Origin of the sequence: Micromonospora sp. 050-3 (assembly GCF_046549335.1) — a bacterium.
GTDB lineage: Bacteria > Actinomycetota > Actinomycetes > Mycobacteriales > Micromonosporaceae > Micromonospora > Micromonospora trifolii.
Window position 1 is genome coordinate 2,982,829 of sequence record NZ_JAJPVX010000001.1, and the last position, 25,592, is coordinate 3,008,420.

At 71.3% G+C, this 25,592-nt stretch carries 20 protein-coding genes; 17 read left to right on the forward strand and 3 right to left on the reverse strand.

Annotated elements, in window-relative coordinates:
* Positions 1–416 precede the first annotated feature (416 nt).
* The 7 genes from ACLJOK_RS13715 to ACLJOK_RS13745 all read left to right on the forward strand — a co-directional run bounded on the left by ACLJOK_RS13715 (position 417) and on the right by ACLJOK_RS13745 (position 9,687).
* A complete protein-coding gene (locus ACLJOK_RS13715; protein ID WP_410818813.1) occupies positions 417–1,439 on the forward strand; it encodes a polysaccharide deacetylase family protein in 1,023 nt (340 codons plus the stop codon).
* Between the two features lie 90 nt (positions 1,440–1,529).
* Positions 1,530–2,489 carry an acetamidase/formamidase family protein gene (locus tag ACLJOK_RS13720; protein WP_410818815.1) on the forward strand — a complete coding sequence of 320 codons (960 nt, stop codon included), beginning with the start codon at positions 1,530–1,532 and terminating at the stop codon, positions 2,487–2,489.
* A gap of 180 nt (positions 2,490–2,669) precedes the next feature.
* On the forward strand, positions 2,670–4,049 hold the full coding sequence (gene tnpB / locus ACLJOK_RS13725) for an IS607 family element RNA-guided endonuclease TnpB (protein WP_410818817.1): 1,380 nt from the start codon (positions 2,670–2,672) through the stop codon (positions 4,047–4,049).
* A 237-nt stretch (positions 4,050–4,286) separates the two neighbouring features.
* Positions 4,287–5,387, forward strand: a complete 1,101-nt coding sequence (locus tag ACLJOK_RS13730; RefSeq protein ID WP_410818819.1) for an endonuclease domain-containing protein — start codon at positions 4,287–4,289, stop codon at positions 5,385–5,387.
* Positions 5,384–6,103, forward strand: coding sequence for a hypothetical protein (locus tag ACLJOK_RS13735; RefSeq protein WP_410818820.1), 720 nt, complete (start codon positions 5,384–5,386; stop codon positions 6,101–6,103). Before ACLJOK_RS13730 ends, ACLJOK_RS13735 begins: the two co-directional genes overlap by 4 nt.
* Positions 6,100–9,345 carry an ATP-binding protein gene (locus tag ACLJOK_RS13740; RefSeq protein WP_410818822.1) on the forward strand — a complete coding sequence of 1,082 codons (3,246 nt, stop codon included), beginning with the start codon at positions 6,100–6,102 and terminating at the stop codon, positions 9,343–9,345. The genes ACLJOK_RS13735 and ACLJOK_RS13740 overlap by 4 nt, the downstream gene beginning before the upstream one ends.
* 9 nt (positions 9,346–9,354) lie before the next feature.
* Positions 9,355–9,687 (forward strand): putative quinol monooxygenase, encoded by a 333-nt coding sequence (locus ACLJOK_RS13745; protein ID WP_410818824.1) that lies wholly within the window; start codon positions 9,355–9,357, stop codon positions 9,685–9,687.
* A gap of 64 nt (positions 9,688–9,751) precedes the next feature.
* Here ACLJOK_RS13745 and pdxY read toward each other — a convergent pair whose 3' ends face one another.
* From pdxY to ACLJOK_RS13760, 3 genes are all read right to left on the reverse strand, one after another.
* Positions 9,752–10,603: a pyridoxal kinase PdxY gene (pdxY, locus tag ACLJOK_RS13750; RefSeq protein ID WP_112602567.1), complete on the reverse strand. Its 852-nt coding sequence runs from the start codon at positions 10,601–10,603 to the stop codon at positions 9,752–9,754.
* Positions 10,604–10,767: 164 nt separating this feature from the next.
* Positions 10,768–11,562, reverse strand: coding sequence for a S1 family peptidase (locus ACLJOK_RS13755; protein ID WP_410818826.1), 795 nt, complete (start codon positions 11,560–11,562; stop codon positions 10,768–10,770).
* Between the two features lie 162 nt (positions 11,563–11,724).
* On the reverse strand, positions 11,725–12,741 hold the full coding sequence (locus ACLJOK_RS13760) for a LacI family DNA-binding transcriptional regulator (protein ID WP_410818827.1): 1,017 nt from the start codon (positions 12,739–12,741) through the stop codon (positions 11,725–11,727).
* Positions 12,742–12,995: 254 nt separating this feature from the next.
* Between ACLJOK_RS13760 and ACLJOK_RS13765 the strand changes: the two genes are divergently transcribed.
* From ACLJOK_RS13765 to ACLJOK_RS13810, 10 genes are all read left to right on the forward strand, one after another.
* Complete coding sequence (locus tag ACLJOK_RS13765; protein ID WP_410818829.1) at positions 12,996–15,350, forward strand: AbfB domain-containing protein; 2,355 nt, start codon at positions 12,996–12,998, stop codon at positions 15,348–15,350.
* A gap of 437 nt (positions 15,351–15,787) precedes the next feature.
* A complete protein-coding gene (locus ACLJOK_RS13770; RefSeq protein ID WP_410818831.1) occupies positions 15,788–17,080 on the forward strand; it encodes a cytochrome P450 in 1,293 nt (430 codons plus the stop codon).
* A 263-nt stretch (positions 17,081–17,343) separates the two neighbouring features.
* On the forward strand, positions 17,344–17,826 hold the full coding sequence (locus tag ACLJOK_RS13775; protein ID WP_410818832.1) for a helix-turn-helix transcriptional regulator: 483 nt from the start codon (positions 17,344–17,346) through the stop codon (positions 17,824–17,826).
* Between the two features lie 253 nt (positions 17,827–18,079).
* Positions 18,080–20,500 carry a nitrate- and nitrite sensing domain-containing protein gene (locus tag ACLJOK_RS13780; RefSeq protein ID WP_410818833.1) on the forward strand — a complete coding sequence of 807 codons (2,421 nt, stop codon included), beginning with the start codon at positions 18,080–18,082 and terminating at the stop codon, positions 20,498–20,500.
* A 16-nt stretch (positions 20,501–20,516) separates the two neighbouring features.
* Complete coding sequence (locus tag ACLJOK_RS13785; protein WP_030490280.1) at positions 20,517–20,921, forward strand: roadblock/LC7 domain-containing protein; 405 nt, start codon at positions 20,517–20,519, stop codon at positions 20,919–20,921.
* Between the two features lie 53 nt (positions 20,922–20,974).
* Complete coding sequence (locus tag ACLJOK_RS13790; RefSeq protein WP_238684964.1) at positions 20,975–22,168, forward strand: ABC transporter substrate-binding protein; 1,194 nt, start codon at positions 20,975–20,977, stop codon at positions 22,166–22,168.
* Positions 22,169–22,173: 5 nt separating this feature from the next.
* Positions 22,174–23,061: a branched-chain amino acid ABC transporter permease gene (locus tag ACLJOK_RS13795; RefSeq protein ID WP_354946214.1), complete on the forward strand. Its 888-nt coding sequence runs from the start codon at positions 22,174–22,176 to the stop codon at positions 23,059–23,061.
* Entirely contained in the window at positions 23,058–24,077 is a 1,020-nt protein-coding gene (locus ACLJOK_RS13800) for a branched-chain amino acid ABC transporter permease (RefSeq protein ID WP_410818836.1), read from the forward strand. The genes ACLJOK_RS13795 and ACLJOK_RS13800 overlap by 4 nt, the downstream gene beginning before the upstream one ends.
* Positions 24,074–24,817 (forward strand): ABC transporter ATP-binding protein, encoded by a 744-nt coding sequence (locus ACLJOK_RS13805; protein ID WP_410818837.1) that lies wholly within the window; start codon positions 24,074–24,076, stop codon positions 24,815–24,817. Before ACLJOK_RS13800 ends, ACLJOK_RS13805 begins: the two co-directional genes overlap by 4 nt.
* Positions 24,817–25,587 carry an ABC transporter ATP-binding protein gene (locus ACLJOK_RS13810; RefSeq protein WP_410818839.1) on the forward strand — a complete coding sequence of 257 codons (771 nt, stop codon included), beginning with the start codon at positions 24,817–24,819 and terminating at the stop codon, positions 25,585–25,587. The genes ACLJOK_RS13805 and ACLJOK_RS13810 overlap by 1 nt, the downstream gene beginning before the upstream one ends.
* The last annotated feature ends 5 nt before the right edge of the window (positions 25,588–25,592 follow it).

Consider the following 25,592-nt stretch of genomic DNA (forward strand, 5'->3'; position numbering starts at 1 on the left):
ACTCCTTCCTGGGACCTCACTGGCCGAAACCCGAGCGGACATCGACCGAAGTGACTGTAACATCTTCTGTTCACAATCTTTACTGTTGAGTGGGGCGGGGCGCTACGGACGCGACGGCGGACCCCGTGATCGACGATCGATAATTCCGGCCGCATTCCGGATCACCGCGCGAGCAGACCCATCGATTGACGTGATCGAGACGGCATCAGAGCTCCCGAACAGTGTCCTGAGTTGTTACGAGGATGTTCCGGAACTTGTTGACGCGTTGGAATTCTCGCTGTAATACTTCGATCCATTGGGGTCAATGCGATCGGCTTCGTTGCGGTTTCCGTACCACCTACCCACTTATCCACACCTGTCCGGACTGCGCTGCCCGCACACCAGGGCGCGTCCGGGCCTGCGCGAAGGGGCACCAGATGAGCAGGCTCTTCCCCCGCACGGCCCTGTGGTCCAGGCGGTTGCGCGCGGCGCTCGCCGTCCTCGCCACCGCCGTCGCCATGTGCGGCGTCGTCCTCGCGGCCACCTCCACCCCGTCGAGCGCCGCCACCTGCAACGGTTACGTCGGGCTCACCTTCGACGACGGTCCGACCGGCAGCACCAGCGCGCTGCTGAACGTGCTGCGCAGCAACGGCGTACGGGCCACCATGTTCAACGTCGGGCAGAACGTCCAGAACAACCGCTCGGCAGCGCAGGCGCAGGTGGCCGCCGGCATGTGGGTCGCCAACCACAGCTGGAACCACGCCCACATGACCTCGATGAGCCAGGCCCAGATGCAGTCGGACCTGTCCCAGACCAGCTCGGCGATCCAGTCGGCCACCGGCAGCCGACCGGTGCTGTTCCGGCCGCCGTACGGCGAGACCAACTCCACGCTGCAGTCCGTCGCGTCGTCACTGGGCATGCGCCAGGTGCTCTGGGACGTGGACTCCCAGGACTGGAACGGCGCCAGCGTCAGCCAGATCGTGGCCAACGCGAGCCGACTCCAAGCCGGTCAGGTCATCCTGATGCACGACGGGATCCAGAACACCCGCGACGCCATCCCCCAGATCATGGCCAACCTGACCAGCCGCAACCTGTGCCCCGGCATGATCTCGCCGTCCACCGGCCGCGCTGTCGCCCCGGACGGCACGACCCCGCCGCCCACCACCACCCCGCCGCCCGCCGGCGGCACCTGCACCGCGACCGCCACGACCCCCAACGTCTGGGGCGACCGGTACAACACGTCGGTGACGGTCAGCGGCGCCAGCACGTGGACGGTGGTCGTGGCCATCACCGCACCGCAACGGGTCACCACCATCTGGAACGGCACCGCCACCTGGGACAGCAGCGGCACAGTCATGACCATGCGGTCCAACGGCAGTGGCAACACCTTCGGCTTCACTACGATGACCAACGGCAACAGCAGCGCCCGCCCACAGATCCGCTCCTGCACCTCGGGTTGACATCGCCCAGGTGAAGACGTGCGCGGTGGGTGCGCCCGGCACCCACCGCGCACCTGCCTGCCTGCCGCACGTGGCCACTAGCCTGCACTGATGCGACACATCCTCACGCCCGGGGACGACAGCCTGCACGGCCACTTCTCCCCCGACTTCCCGCCAGTGCTCACCATCGACCCCGGCGACACCGTCACCTGTCGCACCCTGGACTGCTGGTGGTCCGCCGGCCCGTACCCCGGCGGGCCGAACCGGGACCGGCCCCGGGTGCCGCAGCACCGGCCCGATTACGGACACGCGTTGATCGGACCGGTCGCGGTCCGCGGTGCGCGCGCCGGCCAGACCCTCGCGGTACGCATCGACGCGGTCATCCCGAGCAGTTGGGGAACCACAGTGGCCGGCGGCTGGCCCAGCGGGTTCAACCAGCGTTACGGCGTGCAGGATCAACAGGTGGTGCACGCCTGGGAGCTGGACCCGGTGACGATGACCGGCCGCAACCAGCACGGCCACACGATCGCGCTGCGGCCCTTCATGGGAGTGTTCGGCATGCCACCCGCGGAGCCGGGGCTTCACTCGACGATCCCACCGCGCCCCTGGGGCGGCAATCTGGACTGTCGGGACCTCACCGCCGGCAGCACCCTCCTGCTGCCGATCCCGGTGGACGACGCGCTGTTCTCCGTCGGGGACGGGCACGCCGCGCAGGGTGACGGCGAGGTCGGCGGCACCGCGATCGAGTGTCCGATGGACGAGGTGACGTTGACAGTCGACGTGCGCGACGACTTCCCGGTCACCGGCCCGGTGGCCCGTACCCCCGACGCGTGGCTGACCCTGGGCGTCGGCGCCTCCCTCGACGACGCCACGTTCACCGCCCTGGACTCGATGCTGACACTGATGCAGCGCCTGCACGGCCTCAGCCGCGCGGACGCGGTGGCGCTGGCCAGCATCGCTGTCGACGTGCGGGTGACGCAGATCGTCAACCAGAGCGTCGGCGCGCACGCGGTGCTCCGCGACGACGCGCTGCGCTGGCCCGACGCCGATTCTGTCGGGGGGCGGCGTTAACGTGTGGTCACTGTCGCCGCGCCGGCCGGATCGCGCCGCCCGCTGACCCTCGGAGGCCCCCATGTCCCAGGAGACGACCTACCTCAAACTGTCCGAAGTGGACGGTGCCCACAAATTCCACGAGGTCATCGTCGACAACGCGCTCCACCGCACAAACCGCCCTGACGCGGAGGCTCTGGGGTGAAGACGTTCCAGGCGTACCGGTTCGCCCTGGACCTGAGTCCGGCGCAGGAACGGGCGGTGTACGCGCATGCTGGGGCGGCTCGGGTGGCTCATAACTGGGCTCTTGCGCGGGTGAAAGCGAACATGGACCAGCGCGCCGCTGAGCGTACCTATGGTGTGCCGGACGAACTGCTGACGCCGTCGCTGTCGTGGTCGCTGGCGGGGTTGCGTAAGGCGTGGAACGCTGGGAAGCGCGAGGTGGCGCCGTGGTGGGCCGAGGTGTCGAAAGAGGCTTTCAACACTGGCTTGGATGGCCTGGCCCGGGCGTTGAAGAGCTGGGCCGACTCCCGTTCAGGTAGGCGCACGGGACGGCCGGTCGGGTTTCCCCGGTTCAAGTCGCGCCGCCGCTCGACGCCATCGGTGCGGTTCACCACCGGTGCCATCCGCGTCGATCGGGATCGTAAGCATGTGGTGCTGCCGCGGCTGGGTCGGTTGAAGGTGCACGAGTCGACCCGGAAACTGGCCCGCCGTGTGGAGGCCGACACCGCCCGGATCATCTCCGCCACTCTGCGCCGCGACGGCGGACGCTGGTATGTCGCGTTCTGCGTCGAGGTCGAACGCCCCGACCACACGCCGGCCCGCCCTGAGTCGGTCGTCGGTGTCGACGTCGGCGTTCGGCACCTCGTGGTCCTGTCGACCGGCGACCTGGTGCCCAACCCGCGTCACCTCACCGACGCCCAGCGCCGCCTACGTACACTCGCACGGGCGGTGTCCCGCAAGGCCGGCCCGGACCGGCGCACCGGGCAGCGCCCGTCGAACCGATGGCGACAGGCGTGCACCCGCCTCACTCGGGCGCACGCCCGGGTGGCGAACCTGCGCCGCGACGGCCTACACAAACTCACCACCCGCCTGGCCACCACCCACGGCACGGTCGTCGTGGAAGACCTGAACGTGGCCGGGATGCTGACCAACCGGCGACTGGCCCGGCACATCGCCGATGCCGGGTTCGCCGAGATCCGCCGCCAACTCGCCTATAAAACAACCTGGAACGGCGGAAAGCTCATTACCGCCGACCGCTGGTACCCGTCCTCGAAAACCTGCTCAGGCTGCGGCACAGTGAAAACCAAACTTGCCCTGACCGAGCGCAAATACGGATGCGACACGTGTGGCCTGACCCTGGACCGCGACGTCAACGCCGCCCGCAACCTGGCCGCTCTCGCGGCACAGACAACAACCGCCGGGAGTGGCCCGGTGGCAGCACGTGGAGCCGACCAGAAGACCCGCACCCGCGGGCAGGTGGCCGAGAAACGTGAACCCGGCACGGCACCCGCCGGCAAGACCGGGACCGTCCCACCGCAAGGCGGGACTGCCGATCATGCGCACACCAAAGCGCACTGAGAGGTATCGGCAGGTCAAGGCGAGTGCCTATCTGGACTACGCCGGGGCTCGGGCCGCCGGGGCGTAGAAGATCGGGAATAAGGTCCGCGAGGGCTAAGCGCCCGGCGGTCCCCGGCGTCCGCCAGAAGCGCATCAAGGGGGCAAGTCACGAGTACCCGCTCCACGGCCCACACCGCCTCGGTGCTCGGCGCTACGACTCCGGCGCCCCGCTTTCGGCACTTGCCGTAGGGTGCCGCCATGGCGCTCCCCGTCCGGGTCAACGGCGACGCCAGCAGGGCCTGGTGGGCCGCCCCGCCGACGGGGCGAGTGAGTCACCTGCCGGGCATCGACCCGGAGCTGCTGCGGGTGGCACTCGACCCGCTGCCACCGGCAGCACCCGCGATCGTGCACTACCGGCCCACTGTGACGGGTCCCCTCGGTGACCTCGTGGACACAGTGCTTGACCAACTGGACACCGCAGCCCTCGCGATGTTCCCCCGCTGGCTGACGGGGGCCGACCGTTTCGACAGCGAGGGCACGCTCGGCGTGGCGGCGGTGCGGGCCCTCGCTGCCCGTACCGCCGCCGGCTCCCGGCATTTCGGCCCGTTCCTGGCCGACCTCGCCGAGCGAGGGCTGCGCGGCCCGCGGGGCCCTGGCGGCCGGTCGCGCTTCGCCCCGGGGGTACGCGCCGCCGGGCTCGCCCGGGTGATCGCCGCGGCGTACGACCGGGAGAGCTGCGTCCTCGTCGTGGCCCTGCCCGACCTGGGCGCCGACGCCGAGCGGACGCTGGTGGCCGTCGCCGAGTGGCTTGTGCGGCACGGCGGCTTCACTGTGTGGTTGGCCGGCTCGCTGCGCCACGCCGACCGGGTGCGCTCGGTGCCCATGCCGGTGCCGGCGCGATTCGCCGGGCTGGCCGGCGCGACCGGACGGCTTCCGGCCACCGCCGCCGAGCCGGAGTCGACGGTGTTGGCCTGGCCGCCGATCGCGGGGGTGCCACGCGGTGACAGCGCGGCCGAGCTGGCGTTGGAACGTGCGCTCGCGCCGCACGACTGGGCGCGGGGCCGGCGGTGGAACCAGACCTACGAGTGGCACGTCCTGACCGAGGCGTACCGTCTGGATCTGTTTTGGCCCACGGAGGGTCTTGCGGTCGAGGTGGACGGCCCGGAGCATCGTGGGCGAATCGCTTTCGCCAACGATCGGCGGAGAGACGTGCAGCTGCAACTCCTCGGGCTGGACGTGCTCCGCTTCACCAACGAGCAGGTGCTCACCGACGTGCCGGCGGTGGTCGACGGGATCCGTCGGCTGCTGGTCCGGCGACGCGCGGGCGGCACGCACCCCCACGGAGATGAGACATCATGACGAGCCCGGCGGACGTCCCGCGCCTGACGCCGAACCAGATCAACGCCCTTGTGGTGCTGATGGTCGAGGCACGCCGACTCTCCAACGTCGAGTTGAAGGAGCTGGCCGGTTTCACGCTGACCGGCAAGGACAACACGAAGCTCGTCGACCTGGGTCTGGTGGACACCGATCGGACGCACCGGCCGTTCGCCCACGAGCTGACCGAGGAGGGCTGGCGGGTGGCCCGTCAGCTGCACACCTCCGTGCCGCCGAAGCAGGGCGGCTCGACGACCCGGTCGCTGTTCGTCGTCCTGTCCAACCTGCACCGTTCGCTGGACCGGCTCCGGGTCAGCCACGGCGAATTCTTCAAGCAGACCGAGGCAACTGCCCCCGCGGCCGGCGAGCCGCGACACGACGCGCCGGCACCCACGGCGACGACGACGGCACCCGCAGCGGCGGCACCGGTGTCCGCGGCGGAGGTGGAGGCGCTGGTTCGTTCCGCGTACCGGGATCTGGCCACCGCGCCGGGCGCGTGGGTAGGCCTCGCCGACGTCCGCGACCGGCTCGCCGACACCGACCGGGCCGCCCTCGACGCGGCGTTGCGGGCGATGGTCGGTCGGGAGGACGTCCGCATCATTCCGGTGGCGAACACCAAATCACTGACCGCACGGGACCGGGCCGCTGCCGTCCGCATCGGGAACGAGGACAACCACGCCCTGGCGATCGGCCCGGCATGATCTCCGACGACCAGCGGGCCGCGCTGGAAGCGGTGAACCTCAACCCGGCGGTCACCCCGGACGACGTCTGGCGGCCCAGCCGGCACAACGTGCCGGAGCTGCACGAGAAGGTGGCCGCGGAGATCCTGCGCGGGGTTGCGCGGGCCCGCACCGACGACACCAGCATGCCGCTCGGCGTGGCCATGCAGGGCCGCGCGGGCGCGGGCAAGACGCACCTGCTCGGGGCGGTCCGCGAACGGATCCAGCGCGACGGCGGCTACTTCTTCCTGGTCGACATGGTCAGTGGCAAGACGTTCTGGGAGAGCGTGGCCCTGGCCCTGGTGGAGGGGATGGGCCGCCCCCACGTCGGCTGGGGCACCCAGTTGAAGACCTTCCTGCGTCGACTCACCCCCCAGCTCGGCCTGCCGGTGGAGGTCCGCGACGCGGTCGCCGGCGCCCGACCGGTGACCCGTGCGCAGCTCGACACCTTCATCCGGGCGCTGCGCGAGCGGGATCGGGAGGTCGGGCGGGACGCCCAGGACACCGCTCGGGCGCTCGTCCTGCACGGTGCCATCGACTTCGAGGCGCAGGACGTCGGTTACGCCCACCTCATCGCCGAACCGGGTGACCCGGCCGCACGGGCGGCATGGGGGTTGAGCACCGCGATCCGCACCCCGCAGCAGGTCGTCCAGGACATCTCCCGGCTGATGGCCCTGACCCTGGACCCCACGGTCATCGCCGTGGACCAGCTCGACACGCTGTTCGCCCAGACCAGCACCTCGCTGCTCAACCAGCATCAGGGGCTGGAGGACGGCCAGGCCAAGGTGCTCGGCCCGATCGCCGACGGCCTGCTCAAGCTCCGCGACATCACCCGCCGCACACTGGTCGTGGTCTCGTGCCTGCCGGACACCTGGGTGCTGATGACCCGCACCGCGCCCACCCCGGTCGCCGACCGCTTCCGTACGGCTACCCTGCCGGACCGGATCCCCACCCCGGAGATCGGGCAGGCGATCGTGGCGAAGCGCCTCTCCGCCGCGTTCGCGGGTATGTACTTCGGGCCACCGCACTCCACCTGGCCGATCGCCTCCGCCGCCTTCGCCGACGCCCCCACCCTGACGCCACGCGCCCTGCTGCGCCGGGTGGACCGCCACATCGCCTGGTGCCGTGACCGCGACGAGGTGGTCGAACTGGACCGGCTCATCGACGGCGCCGACACGACGCCAACGGTCAGCGCCGCCCGTGGCGCCTCCGCCGATCCGATGACTGACGAGCGCCGCCTGCACGAGTTGGACGAACGCTTCGCCGAACTGGTCGAGGCCGCGGACGTGTCGGCCGCCGTCGACCCGGCGGGCGAGGACGAGCACATGCCGCCGCTGCTCGCCGCCGGCCTGGCCGCCTGGATCGCCGAGCAGGCGCCGACCGGCGCCACCTACAAGTACGATCCGCCGCCCGGACGCAAGCCAGCGCTGCACGGACGGCTCATCGAGGTTCTCGACGAGGCCACCGAGAACGAGGCGCACTGGTGCTTGCGGGCCATCGCGCACCCCAATGCCGTCGCCGTCACCGCCCGGGTCAAGGCCGCCAGCACCCTCGCAGGGTTGGACCGGGACCTGCCACAACGGCGGCTGATCCTGCTGCGCAACGGTCCATGGCCGACCGGGAAGCGTACGACCGAGGTGTTGACCGGCTTCGACGCGGCCGGCGGCCTGCGGTGCGCCGTGCCGGAGGCGGACCTGCGGGTCTTCGCGGCGCTGCGGGTGATGGCGGCCGAGCCGTCCACGGCCTTGCAGGAGTGGCTGGTCGCCCGCCGTCCGGCCAGCGGCACCGAGCTGTTCCGCGCGGTCCTGCCCGGGCCCGACGGGACGCGCGGCGGCGCCCCGCCGCCGACGCCCGACGACGAGCCAGCATCGGGTGGCCCCGCAACCGACCCGACGAACGTGCCGGAGGCCGACGTCCCCGCTGGCGCGTCGACCGGCGCGACGGCCGGGCCCGTACCCGCTGACCCGGCCGACCTCACGGTCGGCACCGGCGGTCGGGCTGTCGGGCTGGGGCGGACCGTCGACGGCGGTCAACCGTTCACGGTGCCCCTGGAGTCGTTGCGCCGCCACGCCGTCGTGTTCGCCGGGTCCGGCTCGGGCAAGACAGTGCTGATCCGCCGGCTGGTCGAGGAGTGCGCCCGCGAGGGGGTCTCCGCGATCGTGCTCGACCCCAACAACGACCTCGCCCGGCTCGGCGACGCGTGGCCCAACCCGCCGGGCGGGTGGGGCCCTGGCGACGCCGAACGAGCCGCCGACTACCTCGCGCACACCGAGGTGGTGGTGTGGACGCCCCGGGTCACCGCCGGTCGGCCGCTGAGCTTCCAGCCGCTGCCCGACTTCACCTCCCTGCGGGACTGGCCCGACGAGTTCGACCAGGCCGTCCGCTCCGCCGTGGAGGCGCTCGCGCCACGGGTCGGCGTGGACCGCGCCGGCCGGCTCGCCCAGCAGGGCAAGGCCGTCCTCACCGAAGCCCTCCAGGCGTACGCCCGCAGTGGGATGGTGGGCCTGCCCGGCTTCACCGAGTTCCTCACCGACCTACCCGAGGGGGTCAGTCGGCTGGCCCGCGCCGGGAAGCTCGCCGAGGAGTTGGCCGAGGCGCTCAAGGCGGCGATGGTCACCGACCCGCTCTTCGGCGGGGTCGGCGCGCCGGCCGACCCGGGGCTGCTGCTGACACCGTCGGCGGGGCGGCGGGCCCGGGTGTCGGTGATCAGTTTCGTCGGCCTCACCTCGGATCAGGAGCGGCAGAGCTTCGTCAACCAGTTGCAGATGGCGCTCTTCGCCTGGATCAAGCGGCACCCCGCCGGTGACCGTCCGCTGGGCGGGCTGTTCGTGATGGACGAGGCGCAGACGCTCGCGCCGTCGACCGGCACCACTGCCTGCACCGCCAGCACGATCGCGCTGGCCTCGCAGGCCCGCAAGTACGGGCTCGGGCTGGTCTTCGCCACCCAGGCGCCCAAGGGTCTGCACAACCAGATTTCCGGCAACGCGACGACGCAGTTCTTCGGGCTGCTCAACGCGCCGACGCAGATCGACGCGGCCCGGCAGCTCGCCGAGGCCAAGGGCGGCCGGCTGCCGGACATCGGCCTGCTCAACAGCGGTGAGTTCTACGCGGCCGGAGAGGGGTTCTCGTTCGTCAAGGTCCGCACCCCGCTGTGCCTGACGCACCACCCGAAGGCGCCGCTGACCCCCGAGGAGGTCGTCGCCCGCGCCCGCCCGGCTGGGTAGCCTGGGGCCATGATCTTCATTACCGCCAAGTTCCGGGTCCTGGCCGAGCACGCCGACCGGTGGCCGCAGATCGCCGCCGAGTTCACCGAGGCGACCCGGGCGGAGCCGGGCTGCCTGTGGTTCGAATGGTCCCGCGGCCTGGACGATCCCACCGAGTACGTGCTGGTCGAGGCGTTCCGCGACGACCAGGCCGGCGCGGCCCACGTCCAGTCCGCGCATTTCCGCGCGGCCCAGGAGACCCTGCCGCCGCACCTGGCCGAGACGCCGCGGATCGTCAACGCCACGGTGCCGCAGGAGGACTGGTCGCTGCTCGGCGAAATGGCAGTTCCCGAGGGCCGCTGACCGCCACCGGTCCGGGGTCAGCGACCGTCGTCGGCGCAGCCGGTCCGGGGTCAGCGGCCCGCCGTCAGCGCAGCCGGCGGGCGGTGAACCGGGCCGGCGGGTCGGCGATCACGTCCTGCGCCGCGATCAGCTGGATCTCCCGGGTGCCCGCCGCGAGGGTGGCCTCGAGCACGGCGTAGACGGAGGCGATGGTGCGTTCCAGCGCGGTCGCGGGCGAGCCGGTCGTCCACAGGTGCGCGAGGTACAGCGCCGCGGTGACGTCGCCCCCACCGTTCGGGTTGATCGGCAGCAGCGGCGTGGTCACCGCCCAGGCGCCCTCGTCGGAGACCGCCACCACCTCCAGCGAGTCCGGAGGCAGGTCGCCGTGGAGCACGCTGGTCACCAGGACGTGCCGTGGCCCGGTCGCGCGCACCACGTCGACCGCGTCGAGAACCTCGGCCAGCGAGTTCGTGGTCCGACCGGCGAGGAAGTCCAGCTCGAAGTGGTTCGGCGTGATGATGTCCGCACGGGGCACGACGGTGTCCCGCAGGTACTCCGGAATTCCGGGTCGGACGAACATGCCCCGGCCGGCGTCGCCCATCACCGGGTCGCAGCAGTACACAGCGGCCGGGTTGGTCGCCTTCACCGTCGCCACCGCGTCCAGGATCACCGCGCCCATGGCCGGGTCGCCCTGATAGCCGGAGAGCACCGCGTCGGCGCTGCCGAGGACCCCACGGTCCTCGATGCCCGCGATCACCTCCGCCACGTCCGCCGCCGGGAGCATCGGGCCCCGCCACGCGCCGTACCCGGTGTGGTTGGAGAAGTGCACGGTCAGGACCGGCCAGACCTCGTGCCCGAGGCGTTGCAGCGGAAAGGCCGCCGCCGAGTTGCCGACGTGACCGTAGGCGACCGACGACTGGATGGACAGGATCTTCACCGGCCCATCATCGCCGCTGCGGCCGGCGGCGCACCGACGGCCCGCCGTTTCTGTCGGCTGGCCCACTCGCGCGGTGTCGGGTGGCACTTTCGCCGTCCTCCCGGCGGGACGCACGAACGGGCGACCCGGACCGTGTCGTCCGGGCCGCCCGAGCGGTAGTACGGTCAGCCGCCGAGGCTCGCCGCGGCCGAGGCGATCGACGAGGCGAAGTAGCTCACCTGGGTGTAGACACCCGGGTAGTTGGGCCGGGCGCAACCGTTGCCCCAGCTGACGATGCCGACCTGGATCCAGGCGTTGGAGGCGTCGCGGCGGAACATCGGGCCGCCGGAGTCACCCTGGCAGGTGTCAGTGCCGCCGCTGGCGTAGCCGGCGCAGATCTCCTGGGCGGGGATGAGGTCCCCGCCGTAGTTGGCGTTGCAGGTGGAGTCGCTGACGAACGGCACTGTCGCCTTGAGCAGGTACCGCTGCTGGCCGCCGCCCTCGCGCGCGGCACCCCAGCCGGCGACGGTGAAGGTGCCGCTGTCGTACGCGGTGGTGCTGGCGATCGGCAGCGTGCTCAGCCCGGTGACGGGGCTGGCCAGCCGGATCAGTGCCCAGTCGCGGCCGGCGCCGTTGTAGCCGGGGGCACGGTAGACGTAGTTGGACCGGACGGTGATCCGGCTGGACGACTGGAGGTCGACAGTCCCGAGCGTCGCGGTGATGCTGGTGTTGGTGCCGGTCGCGCCCACGCAGTGTGCCGCGGTGAGCACCAGCCGGGCGCTGTACAGCGCCCCGCCGCAGCCCATCGAGAGACGGACCATGAACGGGAACTCGCCCTGAGCGGCGCGGGTGCCGCCGACGACGTTCGGCGTCATGGGGCTGTCGGCCGCGGCGGCCGGCGCGGTGAGGGTGAGGCTGGCCGCGGTCACCGCGGCCAACGCGGTGGCCAGCAGGCCAGTGAGGGTACGCCAGCGAACCATGCATTCCTCCGCATCAGGATGGCACGCCTCGTGAGCGCACCGCAGTCGAGATAGCGGTCATCATATTGAGGTATATGGATCTCGTGGGTCATCCTCTCTGGGTCGTACCACCGGCGGTATGGATCTCGCGGGGGGCGTCGCAGGCCCTCTGGGCGAGCGTGATCAGGCGTCCGGGGTGCCGGTGCTCTCCCGGCGGAGAAGCCGGAACGGTGTCTGCACGGTCAGCGGCCCCGCGACCTCCGCGCCCTCGATGCGGGCGACGAGACGGCGTACCGCGAGACGGCCGATCTCCCTCTTGTCCGGGGCGATAGTGGTGAGGGTCGGGGCAGTGAACCGCCCCTCCTCGATGTCGTCGATCCCGACCACAGCGACGTCCTCGGGCACCCGGTGGCCGGCCTCGGCCAGCGCCCGCAGCGCGCCGATGGCGACCAGGTCGTTGTAACCGAACACCGCGTCCGGCGGGTCACCGAGGGCGAGCAGGTCACGCATGGCCCGCATGCCGTCGAGCCGGCCGAACGCGTCGGTGCGGGCGACCAACCGTGGTCGGTACGGCAGGCCGGCGGCCGCGAGGGCCTCCCGGTAACCCCGGACCCGCAGGTGGGCCGACTGCCGGTCACCGCCGGGGGTGGCGCCGATGAACGCTATCCGGCGGCGGCCGATCGCCACGAGATGTCGGATCGCCGCGTGGCTGGCGGCGACGTTGTCGATGGCGATGTGGTCGTGCGGCACGTCGTAGACGCCCTCGCCGATCAGCACGAGCGGACTGCCGGCCGTCCGGGCCAGCACCTCCTCCCGGCCGACGCGCACCGGGCTGAGGATCAGGCCGTCGATGATGCGCTGTCGCGAGCCGTCGAGGAGCGCCAGCTCGGCGTCCCGGTCTGCGGCGGTGTTCTCCATGACGAGCGTGTAGCCGAGCGCGGCGGCCTCGGAGATGGCGATCTCGGCGAGCTCGGCGAAGTAGGGGTTGGTCAGTTCCGGGACGGCCAGGGCGATCAGGCCGGTACGGCCCCGGCGGAGATGCCGGGCGCCGAGGTTGGGGCTGTAGCCGAGTTCGTCGATCGCCTGCTGCACCCGTTGTCGGGTCCGTTCCCCCACCGGCCGGTACCCGTTCACCACGTTCGACACCGTGGCCAGCGAGACACCGGCGCGCTGGGCGATGTCCTTCAGGTTGACGCCCATCCCCGACCTTTCGCGAATTCGTCCGGCGGGCCGACCAGACATTGATGAACAAACATTGACGGGAGGGCCGGCGCGGCTCTATAACGTTATACAGGTGATGATGGATGTCAATATGCCGGTCACCGTCGGCGCGTGGAGATCCCACCGACATCCGTCGCTGACGCCCGCCCCCGTCAATGACCACCCGATGCCCACCACCCACGCGCTTCGGGCCTGGCTGCACCGCCCGCGGCGACTCGCCCCCCGGAGACGGCATGACACGTCACGTCCCCATCCGCCTCGCCCTGCCACTGCTACTCGCCATCGCCCTGGTCGCCGGCGTTCTCGCCGCGCCCGCCTCACCGGCGTACGCCGCACCGGCCAAGACGCCACCACTGAGCACCCCCTGGACCAGCCAGGCCCTGGCCGGCACACCACTGCCCGAGTACCCGCGACCCCAGATGACGCGGCCGGACTGGCTCAACCTCAACGGCGAGTGGCAGCTACGCCAGTCGACGACCGATGACGCCCCGCAGTTCGGCACCAACCTGCCCGAGCGAGTCAACGTGCCCTTCCCGGTGGAGAGTGCCCTGTCCGGCATCCAACGGGCCGCCAACGACAACCGCAACTACCTGTTCTACCGACGCACCGTCACCATCCCGGCGAACTGGTCGGGCCGGCGCACCCTGCTGCACTTCGGCGCCGTCGACTGGCAGAGCACCGTCTGGGTCAACGGTGTCCGGGTCGGCGCGCACACCGGTGGCTACGACGCCTTCACCTTCGACGTCACTCCCCAGCTCACCACCGGGACGAACGAGATCGTCGTCAAGGTCTGGGATCCCACCGACACCCGGCAGAACGGCAGCCTGCCCGCCATCGGCAAGCAGACCAAGACACCCAGCGGGATCTTCTACACCCCCAGCTCAGGCATCTGGCAGACGGTGTGGATGGAGCCGGTGCCCGCCGCCTCGATCAGCAGCGTGGACGTCTACCCGAACCTGAGCAACAACACACTGCGGGTCCGGGTCTTCACCCGGGGCGACGTGAGCGGCCACAGCGTGCTCGCCGAGGCGCTGAACGGTTCCACAGTGGTCGGGTCGGCCACCGGCGGCTTCACCGACTTCAGCGTGCCGGTGCCCAACGCCCGCCGCTGGTCACCAGACGACCCGTTCCTCTACAACCTCCGGGTGACCCTGCGCGGTGCCACCGGCGCCACAGTGGACCGGACCACGCACTACTTCGGCATGCGGGAGATCACCACCGGCCTGGTCAACGGGGTGCTGCGCCCCAAGCTCAACGGCCAGTTCGTGTTCCAGGTCGGCACCCTCGACCAGGGCTTCTGGCCGGACGGGCTCTACACCGCGCCGACCGACACCGCCCTCGCCTTCGACCTGCAGAAGCACAAGGACCTGGGCTTCAACATGGTGCGCAAGCACATCAAGGTCGAGCCGCAGCGCTGGTTCTACCATGCCGACCGGCTCGGCCTGCTGGTCTGGCAGGACATCCCGTCGCTGACCGCACAGAACGTCGACCCCACCGACGCCCAGCAGGCGCAGTTCGAGGCCGAGGCACGCGAGATCGTCGACGAGCACCGAAGCTCACCCGCCGTGATCGCGTACACGCCCTACAACGAGGGCTGGGGCGAGCGGTCCCTCGCCGACACCCGTCGGGTCGCGCAGAACATCAAGAACCAGGACCCGACACGTCTGGTCAACCCGCACAGCGGGCACAACTGCTGCCAGTCCCTCGGCAACCCCGGCAACGGCGACATCGACGACTGGCACGTCTACCTCGGCCCGGACTCCCCCGTACCGTCGAGCAGCCGGATCGCGGTGCTCGGTGAGTTCGGCGGCCTGGGCCTGCACACGCCGGGCCACGAGTACAGCCCGAACGGCAGCTTCTTCGCGTACGAGTGGCAGTCCAGTTCGAGCGCGCTCACCGACCGGTACGTGGGGCTGGTGCAGGGCACCCAGAACCTGATGCTCGGCAAGGGGCTCAGTGCCTCGATCTACACCGAGATCACCGACCTGGAGGGTGAGCTGAACGGTTTCCTCACCTACGACCGGCAGGTGATCAAGATGGACCAGGCGCGGGTGCGCGCCGCCAACACCGCCCTGATCAACGCCTCGAAGACCATCGGCAGTTCGGCGCCCGTCGCCCTGCCGGTCAACACCCGGCGGTCGTTGCAGGTGACCACGCCCGGCTTCACCAACCGCTACCTACGCCACCAGGACAGCCTGGCCTACACGGAGGTGGTCGAGGCCGCGAGTTCCAGCCTGCTCAAGGCCGACGCCACGTACGCCATCCGGCCCGGCCTGGCCGGTACCGGTTGCTACTCGTTCGAGTCGGTCAACTTTCCCGGGCAGTACCTGCGCCACCAGAACTCCCGGGTCCGCAACTCGCCGGATGACGGCTCCGCGCTGCTGCGCGCCGACGCCACCTGGTGCGCGCGCACCGGACTGACCGGCACCGGCGTGTCGCTGGAGTCGTACAACTTCCGAGGTAAGTACCTGCGGCACTACAACTCGGAGGTCTGGCTCAGCAACGGCACCGGCGGCGACGCGTACAACACGCCGACGTTGTGGACCGCCGACAGCACCTGGAACATCGCCGCACCGTGGGCACCCTGACCGCCGCGCCCTGACCGGGCCGTCACGACAAGAAGACGCGCGGGGGTTCCGGCATGGGCCGGAACCCCCGCGACGCGTGGGCGGTGCAGCGGGGCCAGCCCCTTCCGTCGGGTCGTGACCGGACTCCGGCGTCACTCGTCGTCTCGGGCGTCGTTTCCCCGGTCATGAGCGAAAGCGGCGAGTTGATTGCACCGTGCGGCTGGGTCGACTTCACGGCAAGGACCGAGCCGCAACTTGCATCTGGCCAGGTTCACTCGGCTGTTGCAATGCGCAATTATGTCGACCCATAAATAGACCACAACCAATCTTGACTTGTACGGCCGGCCAGCGCACCGTGAAGAGCCAGAGGCAGATGCACGCCATTATCGGCCCGGCTGGAGTGGATCGCCAAATGGGGGCGCTGCCGGTTTCGCGCCGCGTGCATCAGGAGGCTTTCCATGCGGTTGAATCCGTTCACTGGGATCTATATCACCGATCCGGCAAGCATGTGGCGACGCATTCTCGACGATCCCGACGGGGTGCACTACGCCGAGGATCTGGGCCTGTGGTTGATCAGCCGGCACGCGGACGTCCGGCGGGCCCTCGCCGACGCCACGACATTCGCCAACGCCCTCACCCTTGCCCCGGTCTACGAGGTGTGCCCGCCGGCACTGAACGTCGTCATGCAGATCGACGCGCCACCCACGACGGCCGCCGCGGACCCACCGGCGCACCCACGCACCCGGCGGGCCCTACGGGCGACCTTCGCGAACACCGCCGAGCGGGTCGAGGCTGAGTACGGGGCGATCATCCGACGCCGGGTCGACCAGTTGGTGTCCCGCCTCGCCGCCCGCCAGGGCGATCAGGTCGACCTGATCCCGGAGTTCGCAACCGAGCTTCCCCTGCTGGTGGTCCTCGACATCCTCGGGGTGCCCGATGCCGACATCGGGCGGATCCGGAGTTGGGCGGACGGCCAGATCGCCCTCATCTGGGGCCAGCCGGACCCGGCCGAGCAGGTACGCCTGGCACAGGGCCTGCTCGAGTTCTGGCACTACTGCGAGGACCTGGTCCGCCAGCGGGTGGACAGTGGACAGCGGGGCGACGACTTCATCAGCCGCGCCCTGGACTACCGGGACGACGACGACAGCGTGCTCACGGTGCCCGAGGTGGCGAGCCTTGCCTTCAATCTCCTGGTCGCGGGCCACGAGACCACGGCCGGGTTGCTCGCGCACGCCCTCGACCAGGCCTTGTCCGCTCCCCAGCGTTGGTCGGCGATCAGCGCGGACCCGGGGCTCGTCCCCGCCTTCGTGGGCGAGACACTCCGCTTCGCGCCCGCCATCGACGGCTGGCTGCGGGTGACCACCCGGGATGTCACAGTGGGGGCGGTGACGATCCCCGCCGGGGCGCGTTGCCTGCTGTTGATCGGAGCGGCGAACCGGGACCCGGCGGTGTTCCATGACCCGGACCGGTTCGACCCACACCGGGCCGATCTGGGCAATCACCTTTCGTTCGGCCACGGTCCACATTTCTGCATCGGTGCGGGATTGGCGCGACTAGAGGCCGGAATCGCCCTCAGCCGGCTCGCCGAGACCATTCCCGGACTGAGGCTGTCACCGGAGCAACATCGCTCGTACAAACCCAATGTCGCGTTTCGGGCGCATCGCACGCTGCTCGCGATAATCGACGTTCCGACGCCCGCGGACGTGACGGCGGCACGGGATGGCGCGACGGCCGAAGTGCACGCCGCCTGAGCGGGCACCGGCGCCAGCGGTGCTGACCTGCGGACGGGTCGAGGGTGGGGTGGGCCGGCGTCGACCCGTTCCACCCGGCGCGCCTCACTGCCGGCACCGGGTCCGGCGAGCACCTTTCCCGCTTTTCCCGACGATCCATACCGGCGAACGTCTTCACACCCATCGCGTCCAGGGTTAAGAATTGCCCTCTGTGAATGTTCAGCTCATCGGCCAATCTCGATCTGGCGTCCGCCGCTGAATGTCCGTTCCACGAAGGTGAGCGCATGGAGCACACGTCCCCGTCGAGCTCGGCTCACTCTGCGGCCAGTCAGCGGTTCCGACGGGAGTTGCGCGACTGCCGCGTCCAACGGGGTCTGACCCAGCGAGCCCTGGCGGATCTGGTGCGGTTCAGCCGGGAGACGGTCGCGGCGGTCGAGTCAGGTCGCCGGTTCGGCAGTCACGAGTTCGCACTGCGCTGCGACGACGTGCTCGGCACCGACGGCCGGCTGGCCGCGCTGTGGCCGCAGGTCGCCGCCGAGCAGTTGGCCGCCGACGGTCGCCGAGGCCCCCGCGCGCCGGAACCGCCTCGGCTGGATCGGCAGGTGCCGCGCCAGCGTGGACGGCGGGACGCGCGCGACCCGGGCGCCGTGGTGGACGCGATCGACGAGCTGCGGGAGCTGATCGGCCAGGTGCTCAACGGTCAACCCGAAGCGGACGATCCGGAGCGGCGGCACTCGTCGGCCGAACCCCTCGACAACCAGCGCTGACCCGACGAATCCGACCCGACCTCGCGGCGTCACCGGCCGCTGACGTTGGGTACAGATGCTGGTACGGGCAGTTTGTACCACGGTCAGGTCTGGCCTACGAGCGCGGCTTCCGGCCGAATGGGACTTGCATTCGGCAACGTGCGTATAGACCGTCATCGACGAGTCGTGGGAGTCAATCTTGGCGTCGAGCACCCGGTCCCACGCGGCCAGACCCTACCCGACCCGCCGACGCGGTTGGAAGATAGCCGGCCGGATGCGCCTCATCGTCGCGGCCCCGCTCGTCGCCGTGATCGGCTTCGCCGGTCTCGCGCTGACCGAGAGCGCACGCCAGACGGCCCGCGCCAGCGACCTGCAGATCCTGGCGCAGGTCGGTGCCGAAGCCGGCGACCTGGCCTACCGGCTGCAACGCGAACGCATCGCCGCCGCCGACCTGCTCACCTATGCCCGGCCGGAGCAGCAGGACGCCTTCGGCGCGGAGATGGCCGCCACCGATGACGCCGTCGCCCGCTACCGCGGGCAGCGTGACCGACTGTCCACCGACAACGGCACCAGCTCCGCTCTCCTGCGGCGCATCGACGGGGCTCTGGACGGCCTCGCCCCGCTGCGCACCCAGGTGCGCACCGCCACGCACGCGTCGGTGTCGGCGATGACCTTCAGCTACCGCATCGCGATCGCCGACCTCATCAACTTCCGGGAGAACGTCTCACACGGCGTGGTGGACGCCCCACTCGCCGACGGGATCCGGGCCTCGGCTGCACTGTCGAAGACGGCCGAGGCCATCGGTCAGCAGCAGGTGGCCGTTCTGCGTGCCGTCGCGGGCGGCGAGCTGACCCCGGCCATGCAACAGGACATCACCGCGGCCCGCACCAGCTACACCGAGTCGAGCCTGTCGTTCCTGGCCCTGGCCCCACCCGAGTGGAGCATCTGGTGGGAGCAGGCCGGCACCGGCAAGGAGGCGCTCGCCCTGCAACGGATGCAGGACGAGGTGTCCCGGGCTCAGCCGGGGTCGCAGCTGAAACTGGAGACCGACGCCTGGGTGTCCACCACCCAGACACGCGCCGCCCGGCTGGCCGACCTGCGCGCCCAGGTCGACGACGCGGTCCGCGACGACGTTCGGGCCGCGCACGCCGACCAGCGCCGCCGGGCCGTGGCCGAGGCGGCCAGCGTCCTTCTGGCCCTGATCCTGACCGCATTGGTGACCTGGGCCGTCGCACGGCAGATCACCCGACGACTGCGCCGGCTACGGGACGCGGCCAACGCGGTGGCCTTCGAACAGCTCCCCGCCGTGGTGGCCCAGCTCCAACAGCCCGGCAGCGCCACCGTCGACCCACAGAAGCTCGCCCATCAGCAGTCCAGTGCCGCCCTCGAACCGTCCAGCGACGACGAGATCGGCGAACTGGGTCAGGCGTTCAGCGCCGTGCACCAGGCCGCCGTGCGGACCGCCGCCGAACAGGCCGTCATGCGCGCCAACACCGCCGACATCTTCATCCACCTGAGCCGCCGCGAACAGCGACTGGTCGACGCCGTCCTGGCCCAGGTCGACCTGGTCGAGCGGGACGAGACCGACCCCGACCGACTCGACCAGCTGTACACGCTGGACAACCTGGCGACCCGGATGGGCCGGATCAACGCCAGCCTGCTGGTGCTCGGCGGCGTCGGCGTGGGTCGCGTACGCCAGCGTGACGTTCCGCTGCAACAGGTGCTCCAGGCGGCGCTGTCCCAGATCGAGCACTACGCACGGGTCCGGCTCGGCATGATCGACGGAGACGTCGCGGTGGCCGCCAAGACCGTCGACGAGGTCGTGCACCTGCTCGCCGAACTCATGGACAACGCGACGACCTACTCGCCGCCGGGCAGCGAGACCTGGGTGAGCGGCCGGAGCCTGGGAGACCGCGTCATCGTCCAGATCAGCGACGAGGGTGTGGGGCTTTCCACGCAGCGGATGCAGCAACTCAACGAGCTGCTGGCCCGCCCACCGGCCATCGACGTGGCCGCCGTGCGGGCGATGGGGCTGGTCGTCGTGGGCCAGCTCGCGGCCCGGCTGGGCGCCACCGTCCAACTACGACGCGGCCCCCGACGCGGCATCCTCGCCGAGGCGACACTGCCCGCGGCGATCATCCGGTCGCTGCCACCGGAGGAGTACTTGCTCGCACCCGGCCGGCTGTCGCGGCGTGCGGCGCGGACGCCCAGCCCTCCGCCGCCGTACCAGCCGCGCCCCGAACCCACCGCCGGACGCCCGCCGGCCGAACGGACCCTGCCGGCCGCGCCGGTCTTCCGACCGGCGGCTCCCCCACCCCCGGACCGGGGTGACGCGCCCACCGAGGAGCTCCTCATCTTCGAACAGGTCAACCACTGGTTCCAGAACGACGTCGTCGACGGACAAGGCGGCCAGAACGGCCAGAACGGCCAGAACGGCCAGCAGTGGTCCAGCCCTGCCGACGACGCCTGGCGCACGGCCGCCCAGGTGCACACCCCCGAGGTCGCCACGACCACCAACTCCGGCCTGCCCAAACGACAGCCCCAACGGCACCTCGTGCCCGGCGGTGTGACAGTGCCCCAGCAGCAGCAACGGTCCGAGTACCGCGACCCGGCGCAGGTGGCCACGGCGATGGCCGCGTACGCGCGGGGCGTGGCGAACCGCCGGCGCACCCCGATCAACCTCGGCAACAAATGACGCGACAGGAGAGCACGTGACCGACCAACAGGATCTCGGCTGGCTGCTGGACAACTTCGCGGCGCGCGCTACCGAGGTCAGCCACGCGATCGCCATTTCCAGCGACGGCCTGATGGTGGCCGCCACCCGCGACCTGCCACCGGACCGGGCCGACCAGTTGGCCGCCACGGGTAGCGGGCTGGTCAGCCTGCTGCGGGGGGCGGCGGCCTTCTTCGACGCCGGCGCGGTGATCTCCAACGTCACCCAGCTCGAGGGCGGATTCATGTTCTCCATGGCCTTCAACGACGGCGCCTCGCTGCTGGTGCTCGCCGCGCCAGAGTGCGACGTCGGCAAGGTCTCCTACGAGATGACCGAGCTGGCCAACCGCATCGGGGACGCGCTGACCCCCGCTGCCCGAGCGGCGCTCGCCCGCAGCCGCTGACCACCCCGGCGCCCCCACGCCGGAGACCCCTTCCCCTTCCTCTGGAGTTAGACATGCCTCTCACCACGCCTTGGCGCAGCCGTGCCCTCACCGCCGCGCTGCTCGCCGCCGTGCTGACCACCAGCACGGCCTGCGGCGACGACGCTCCGGGCACGAGCGCCGGCGGCTCGATAAAGATCGGCCTGCTCGCGTCGCTGTCCGGGACGTACCAGGCGGTCGGTACGGAGATCCGCGACGGCTTCCAGCTCTACCTGGACACCCACGACGGCAAGTTGGGCGGCCGGCAGGTCGACCTCATCGTCGCGGACGAGGGCAACGGCGCCCAGACCGCTGTCCCGGCGGCGACCAAGCTGCTCAAGCAGGACCGGGTGTCCGCGCTCACCGGCATCGTCGGTGGCGGCTCGGTCGCCGGAGTCACCCCTGTGCTCAACGAGACCAAGGTGCCACTGGTCGGCTCCAACGGCCGGCCGGAGCTCAAGGATGTCTCCCGGGTCTGGCACACCTCGTACCTCTCCGACGAGCCCGGGGCGGCGATCGCCCAGCACGTCCGCGACAACGTGAAGGGCTCCGTGTACGCGATCGGCCCGGACTACCAGGGCGGTTGGGACGAGCTGCGCGGCTTCACCGACGCGTTCGGCAAGATCGGCGGAAAGCTCGCGAACGCCGACGGCAAGACGACCTTCACGCCGTTCCCGGCCACCACCAACTTCCTCCCGTACTTCGCCCGCATCAAGGCCTCGGGCGCGGCGGCCGTCTACACCTTCTACGCCGGCAGCGCCGCCGTCGACTTCGTGAAGCAGTACGCGCAGTCGGAAATCAAGGACATCCCGTTGTACGCGGCCGGGTTCCTCACCGAGGGCGGCGTGCTCAACGCACAGGGCGAGGCCGCCCGGGACATCTACTCGGTGCTCAACTACTCGCCGGACCTCGACAACGCGGAGAACCGCGCCTTCGTGGCCGCCTGGAAGGCGAAGCACGACGGTTCGCCGACGACCTACGCCCTGGCCTCGTACGACGCGGCAGCGGTGCTGGACCGGGCGATCGGCGCCGCCGGAAGCGACCCGACCCCCGAGGCCATCAACACGGCCATCGGCCAACTCGGCCAGATCGCCAGCCCGCGCGGCACCTGGCAGTTCTCCACCACCACGCACTCCCCCGTGCAGAAGTGGTACCTGCGGCAGGTTCGCCAGGACGGCCGGGCGCTGTCCAACACCGTCGTGGGCGACCTCGCGACCGTCGGCCGGTGATAGCGGTGGCGGCAGGCACGAACCGGATCGACCCGTACCTGATCCCGGCGCTGGACGGAGTCGCCTACGGGCTGCTCGTGTTCGTCGCCGCGTCGGGCCTGGTCTTCTGTTTCGGCGTCGCCAACATCCTCAACCTGGCGCACGGCCTGCTCTACGCGATCGGCGGGTACACCGCCGCGGCGCTGCTCGACGGCGGCTGGGCGAGCCTGGCGCTGGCCCTCGCCGTCGGTGTGCTGGCCGCCGCAGCGGCGGGGGTGCTGCTGGCCGGCCTGCTCACACCGGTCGCCACCGGCAACCACCTGAGTCAGGCGTTGCTGACGTTCGGGGTGGCGCTGGCCGGCGGCAGCCTGCTCGTCGCCGGGTTCGGGCCCGACAACCCGCAGGTCCAGGTGCCCTCCGCCCTGGAGGGGTCGGTGATGGTCGCCGGCCACCGCTACGCCGCGTACCGGTTGGTGTTCATCGTCGTCGCCGCCGTGCTCGCCGCCGCCCTCTACCTGGTGGTGCGACGCACCAGGGCCGGGATGCTGGTCCGGGCGGCCGTCGACGACCCGGAGATGGTCGCCTGTCTGGGCGTGAGTCCGGCGCGGATCCGGGCCGGTGTGCTCGCCGCAGCCGGTGCGCTGGCCGGCGCGGCCGGGGTTTTGGGCGCACCCATCATCGGCCCCGGCACGGGCACCGCCGACACGGTGCTGCTGCTCTCCCTGGTGGTGGTCGTCCTCGGTGGTCTCGGGTCGATGGCGGGCACCCTGCTGGCCGCGCTCGCGATCGGTGAGATCCAGACGCTGGGAGTGGCGCTGCTGCCGTCCGCCGCGCCGTTTCTGCTGTTCGCCGCCATGGCGGCCGTGCTGGCCGTGCGGGCGCGGGGCCTGGCCGGCAGGTGGAGGGCGGCATGAGGGGTGAGGTGATCCGGCGAGTTCGGGGCGGCATCGCGGCGCTCGTCCTGGTCGGCCTGGTCGTGGCGCCCTGGGTGGTCGACGACTACACCACGTCGATCCTGGCCCGGACGCTGGCGCTGGCCCTGGTCGGGGTGAGCGTGGCGCTGCTCACCGGCGTCGCCGGCATGCCCACCCTCGGCCAGACCGCGCCGTACGCGGCGGGCGCCTACGCCTGCGCCGTGGTCGGCAGCCGAGTCTCCGACGTCGGCGTCGTGCAGCTCGTCGTCGCGGCGGCCGCCGGGGCGCTGCTGGCAGCGCTCACCGTGCCGCTCGTCGTGCACGCCCGAGGGGTGATCGTCCTGATGATCACCCTGGCGATCGGCGAACTCGTCGTCATCGTCCTGGGGCGGTGGCGGTCGGTGACCGGCGGCACTGACGGGCTGGCCGGCATCCCCGCGGTCCGCCCGTTCTGGGGGCTCCCGGCCCTGGCCAACGATCAGGCCCGTTACCTGTACGCCCTGGCCGTCGTGGCCACGCTGGTCGGCGCGGTGCTGGTGTTGCTGCGTACCCGGGCCGGGCTGGTTCTGCGTGCCGGCCGCGACGACGAGACGCGGCTGCGGGCCAGCGGTCACCGGGTGGCGTTGCACCTGTCCGGCGCGCACATCGCCGCCGGGGCGATCGCCGGTGCCGCCGGCTCGCTCCTGGTCGTCGCCCAGCAGTACATCTCCCCCGCCGACTTCGGCTTCGACACGTCCGCGCTGCTGCTGCTCGGCGTCGTCATCGGTGGCACCGCCTCGGTGGGCGGAGCCCTGGTGGGTGCGGCGTTGGTCATCGCCGTCCGGGACTGGATGTTCGGGGTGCTGCCCGGCCACGCGCCACTGGTGCTGGGCGCGCTGTTCGTGGCGACGGTCTACCTCCTGCCCACCGGCGCCAACCGGGCCCGAGGTCGGCTGCGCCCGCCGTTCATCCCGGCGCTACAGCCGAACCCACCCGCCGCCCCTGATCAGGCCACCGTTGCGGAGCTGCGCCGATGACCGGCCTGCTGGAAGCCCAGGACGTCAGCGTGCGGTACGGCTCGCTCGCCGCGCTCGACGGCGTGAACCTGCGCATCCACGACGGCCAGCGCCACGCGCTGATCGGCCCGAACGGGGCCGGCAAGACGACCCTGCTCAACGTGATCGGCGGGTCCACCAGGCCGCAACGCGGCACCGTGCGGTTCGACGGACGAAACGTCGGTCGGCTCGGCCCGGCCGCCCGGGCGCGGCGGGGCATCAACCGCATCCACCAACGACCCGCGGTCTTTCCGACGCTCACCGCGACGGAGAACGTCGTGGTGGCCGCCCTGCCACGGGTCGTCCCACGCCGGCGGTGGTGGCCGGGCGGACGCCGACGCGCCGCCCAGCGCCTGGCCGGCCCGCTGCTGGACCAGATGGGGCTCACCGCCGTCGCGGCGGTGCCCGCCGGGCACCTCGCGCACGGACAACGACGCCAGTTGGAGATCGCGATGGCCCTGGCCGGTCGCCCCCGCCTACTGCTCCTCGACGAACCGGCGGCCGGGCTGTCCGCCATCGAGGTCGGCCGGCTGGTCGAGTTGCTCCAGGCGCTGCCCAGGGCGGTCGCCGTGTTGCTGGTCGAGCACCGACTGGACCTGGTGTACGCCCTCTCCGACACGGTCACGGTGCTGCGCGACGGTCAGACGCTGGCCGCCGGCACACCGGACGAGATCCGTACCTCGCCGCTGGTGCGGCAGGCCTACGCCGACGGGGTGGCCTGATGCTCACTGTGGATCGTCTCTGCGCCGGCTACGGCGGGGGAATCGTCCTGCACGAGGTCAGCCTTCGGGTACGCCCGGGCAGCATCCAGGCCGTGGTGGGCCGCAACGGGGCGGGCAAGAGCACGCTCGTGCACACCATCGCCGGGCTGGTGCGCGCGTCCAGCGGCCGGATCGAGATCGGCGGCGTGCACGTCGCCGGCCGACAACCACATCGCATCGCCCAGTCCGGTGTCGGTCTCGTCCCGCAGGGCCGACGGGTCTTCTCCCGGTTGACAGTGGCCGAGCATCTGCACCTGGCGGCCGCGCCGTGGCGGGCTCCCACCTCCGGCGGGGAGGGCTGGACGGTCGCCCGGACCCTGGAACTGCTGCCGAGGTTGGCGGCGCGTCTGCGACACCGCGGCTGCGAACTCTCCGGCGGTGAGCAGCAGATGCTGGCGATAGCCCGTGCGCTGCTCGGCCAACCCCGGGTGCTGCTGCTCGACGAACCGTGTGAGGGCCTCTCGCCCGATCTGGCGGCGCGGGTCCGCGAACTCGTCAACGGTCTCGCCGCCGACGGCCTGACCGTGCTGCTCGTGGAGCAGCAACTCCAACACGCCATCGAGGTCGCGGACCGGGTGGCGGTGCTCGAGTACGGCCGGGTGGTCTACGACCGGCCGACCGCGGAGGCCCGCCGCGATCCGGCCCCACTGGCGGCGATGTTGAGCGTCGCCGCCGTTGCGCCGCCCCCGGCCAACCGATCGACCCCTCGGCTCTGGGCCGACACCCCGTAGTCACC

Bases quoted from the DNA above. Each gene is read 5' to 3' on its own strand.
- ACLJOK_RS13715 (WP_410818813.1), top strand. From the start codon at position 417: ATGAGCAGGCTCTTCCCCCGCACGGCCCTGTGGTCCAGGCGGTTGCGC.
- ACLJOK_RS13720 (WP_410818815.1), top strand. From the start codon at position 1,530: ATGCGACACATCCTCACGCCCGGGGACGACAGCCTGCACGGCCACTTC.
- ACLJOK_RS13730 (WP_410818819.1), top strand. From the start codon at position 4,287: ATGGCGCTCCCCGTCCGGGTCAACGGCGACGCCAGCAGGGCCTGGTGG.
- ACLJOK_RS13735 (WP_410818820.1), top strand. From the start codon at position 5,384: ATGACGAGCCCGGCGGACGTCCCGCGCCTGACGCCGAACCAGATCAAC.
- ACLJOK_RS13740 (WP_410818822.1), top strand. From the start codon at position 6,100: ATGATCTCCGACGACCAGCGGGCCGCGCTGGAAGCGGTGAACCTCAAC.
- ACLJOK_RS13745 (WP_410818824.1), top strand. From the start codon at position 9,355: ATGATCTTCATTACCGCCAAGTTCCGGGTCCTGGCCGAGCACGCCGAC.
- ACLJOK_RS13755 (WP_410818826.1), bottom strand. From the start codon at position 11,562: ATGGTTCGCTGGCGTACCCTCACTGGCCTGCTGGCCACCGCGTTGGCC.
- ACLJOK_RS13760 (WP_410818827.1), bottom strand. From the start codon at position 12,741: ATGGGCGTCAACCTGAAGGACATCGCCCAGCGCGCCGGTGTCTCGCTG.
- ACLJOK_RS13765 (WP_410818829.1), top strand. From the start codon at position 12,996: ATGACACGTCACGTCCCCATCCGCCTCGCCCTGCCACTGCTACTCGCC.
- ACLJOK_RS13770 (WP_410818831.1), top strand. From the start codon at position 15,788: ATGCGGTTGAATCCGTTCACTGGGATCTATATCACCGATCCGGCAAGC.
- ACLJOK_RS13775 (WP_410818832.1), top strand. From the start codon at position 17,344: ATGGAGCACACGTCCCCGTCGAGCTCGGCTCACTCTGCGGCCAGTCAG.
- ACLJOK_RS13780 (WP_410818833.1), top strand. From the start codon at position 18,080: ATGCGCCTCATCGTCGCGGCCCCGCTCGTCGCCGTGATCGGCTTCGCC.
- ACLJOK_RS13790 (WP_238684964.1), top strand. From the start codon at position 20,975: ATGCCTCTCACCACGCCTTGGCGCAGCCGTGCCCTCACCGCCGCGCTG.
- ACLJOK_RS13800 (WP_410818836.1), top strand. From the start codon at position 23,058: ATGAGGGGTGAGGTGATCCGGCGAGTTCGGGGCGGCATCGCGGCGCTC.
- ACLJOK_RS13805 (WP_410818837.1), top strand. From the start codon at position 24,074: ATGACCGGCCTGCTGGAAGCCCAGGACGTCAGCGTGCGGTACGGCTCG.
- ACLJOK_RS13810 (WP_410818839.1), top strand. From the start codon at position 24,817: ATGCTCACTGTGGATCGTCTCTGCGCCGGCTACGGCGGGGGAATCGTC.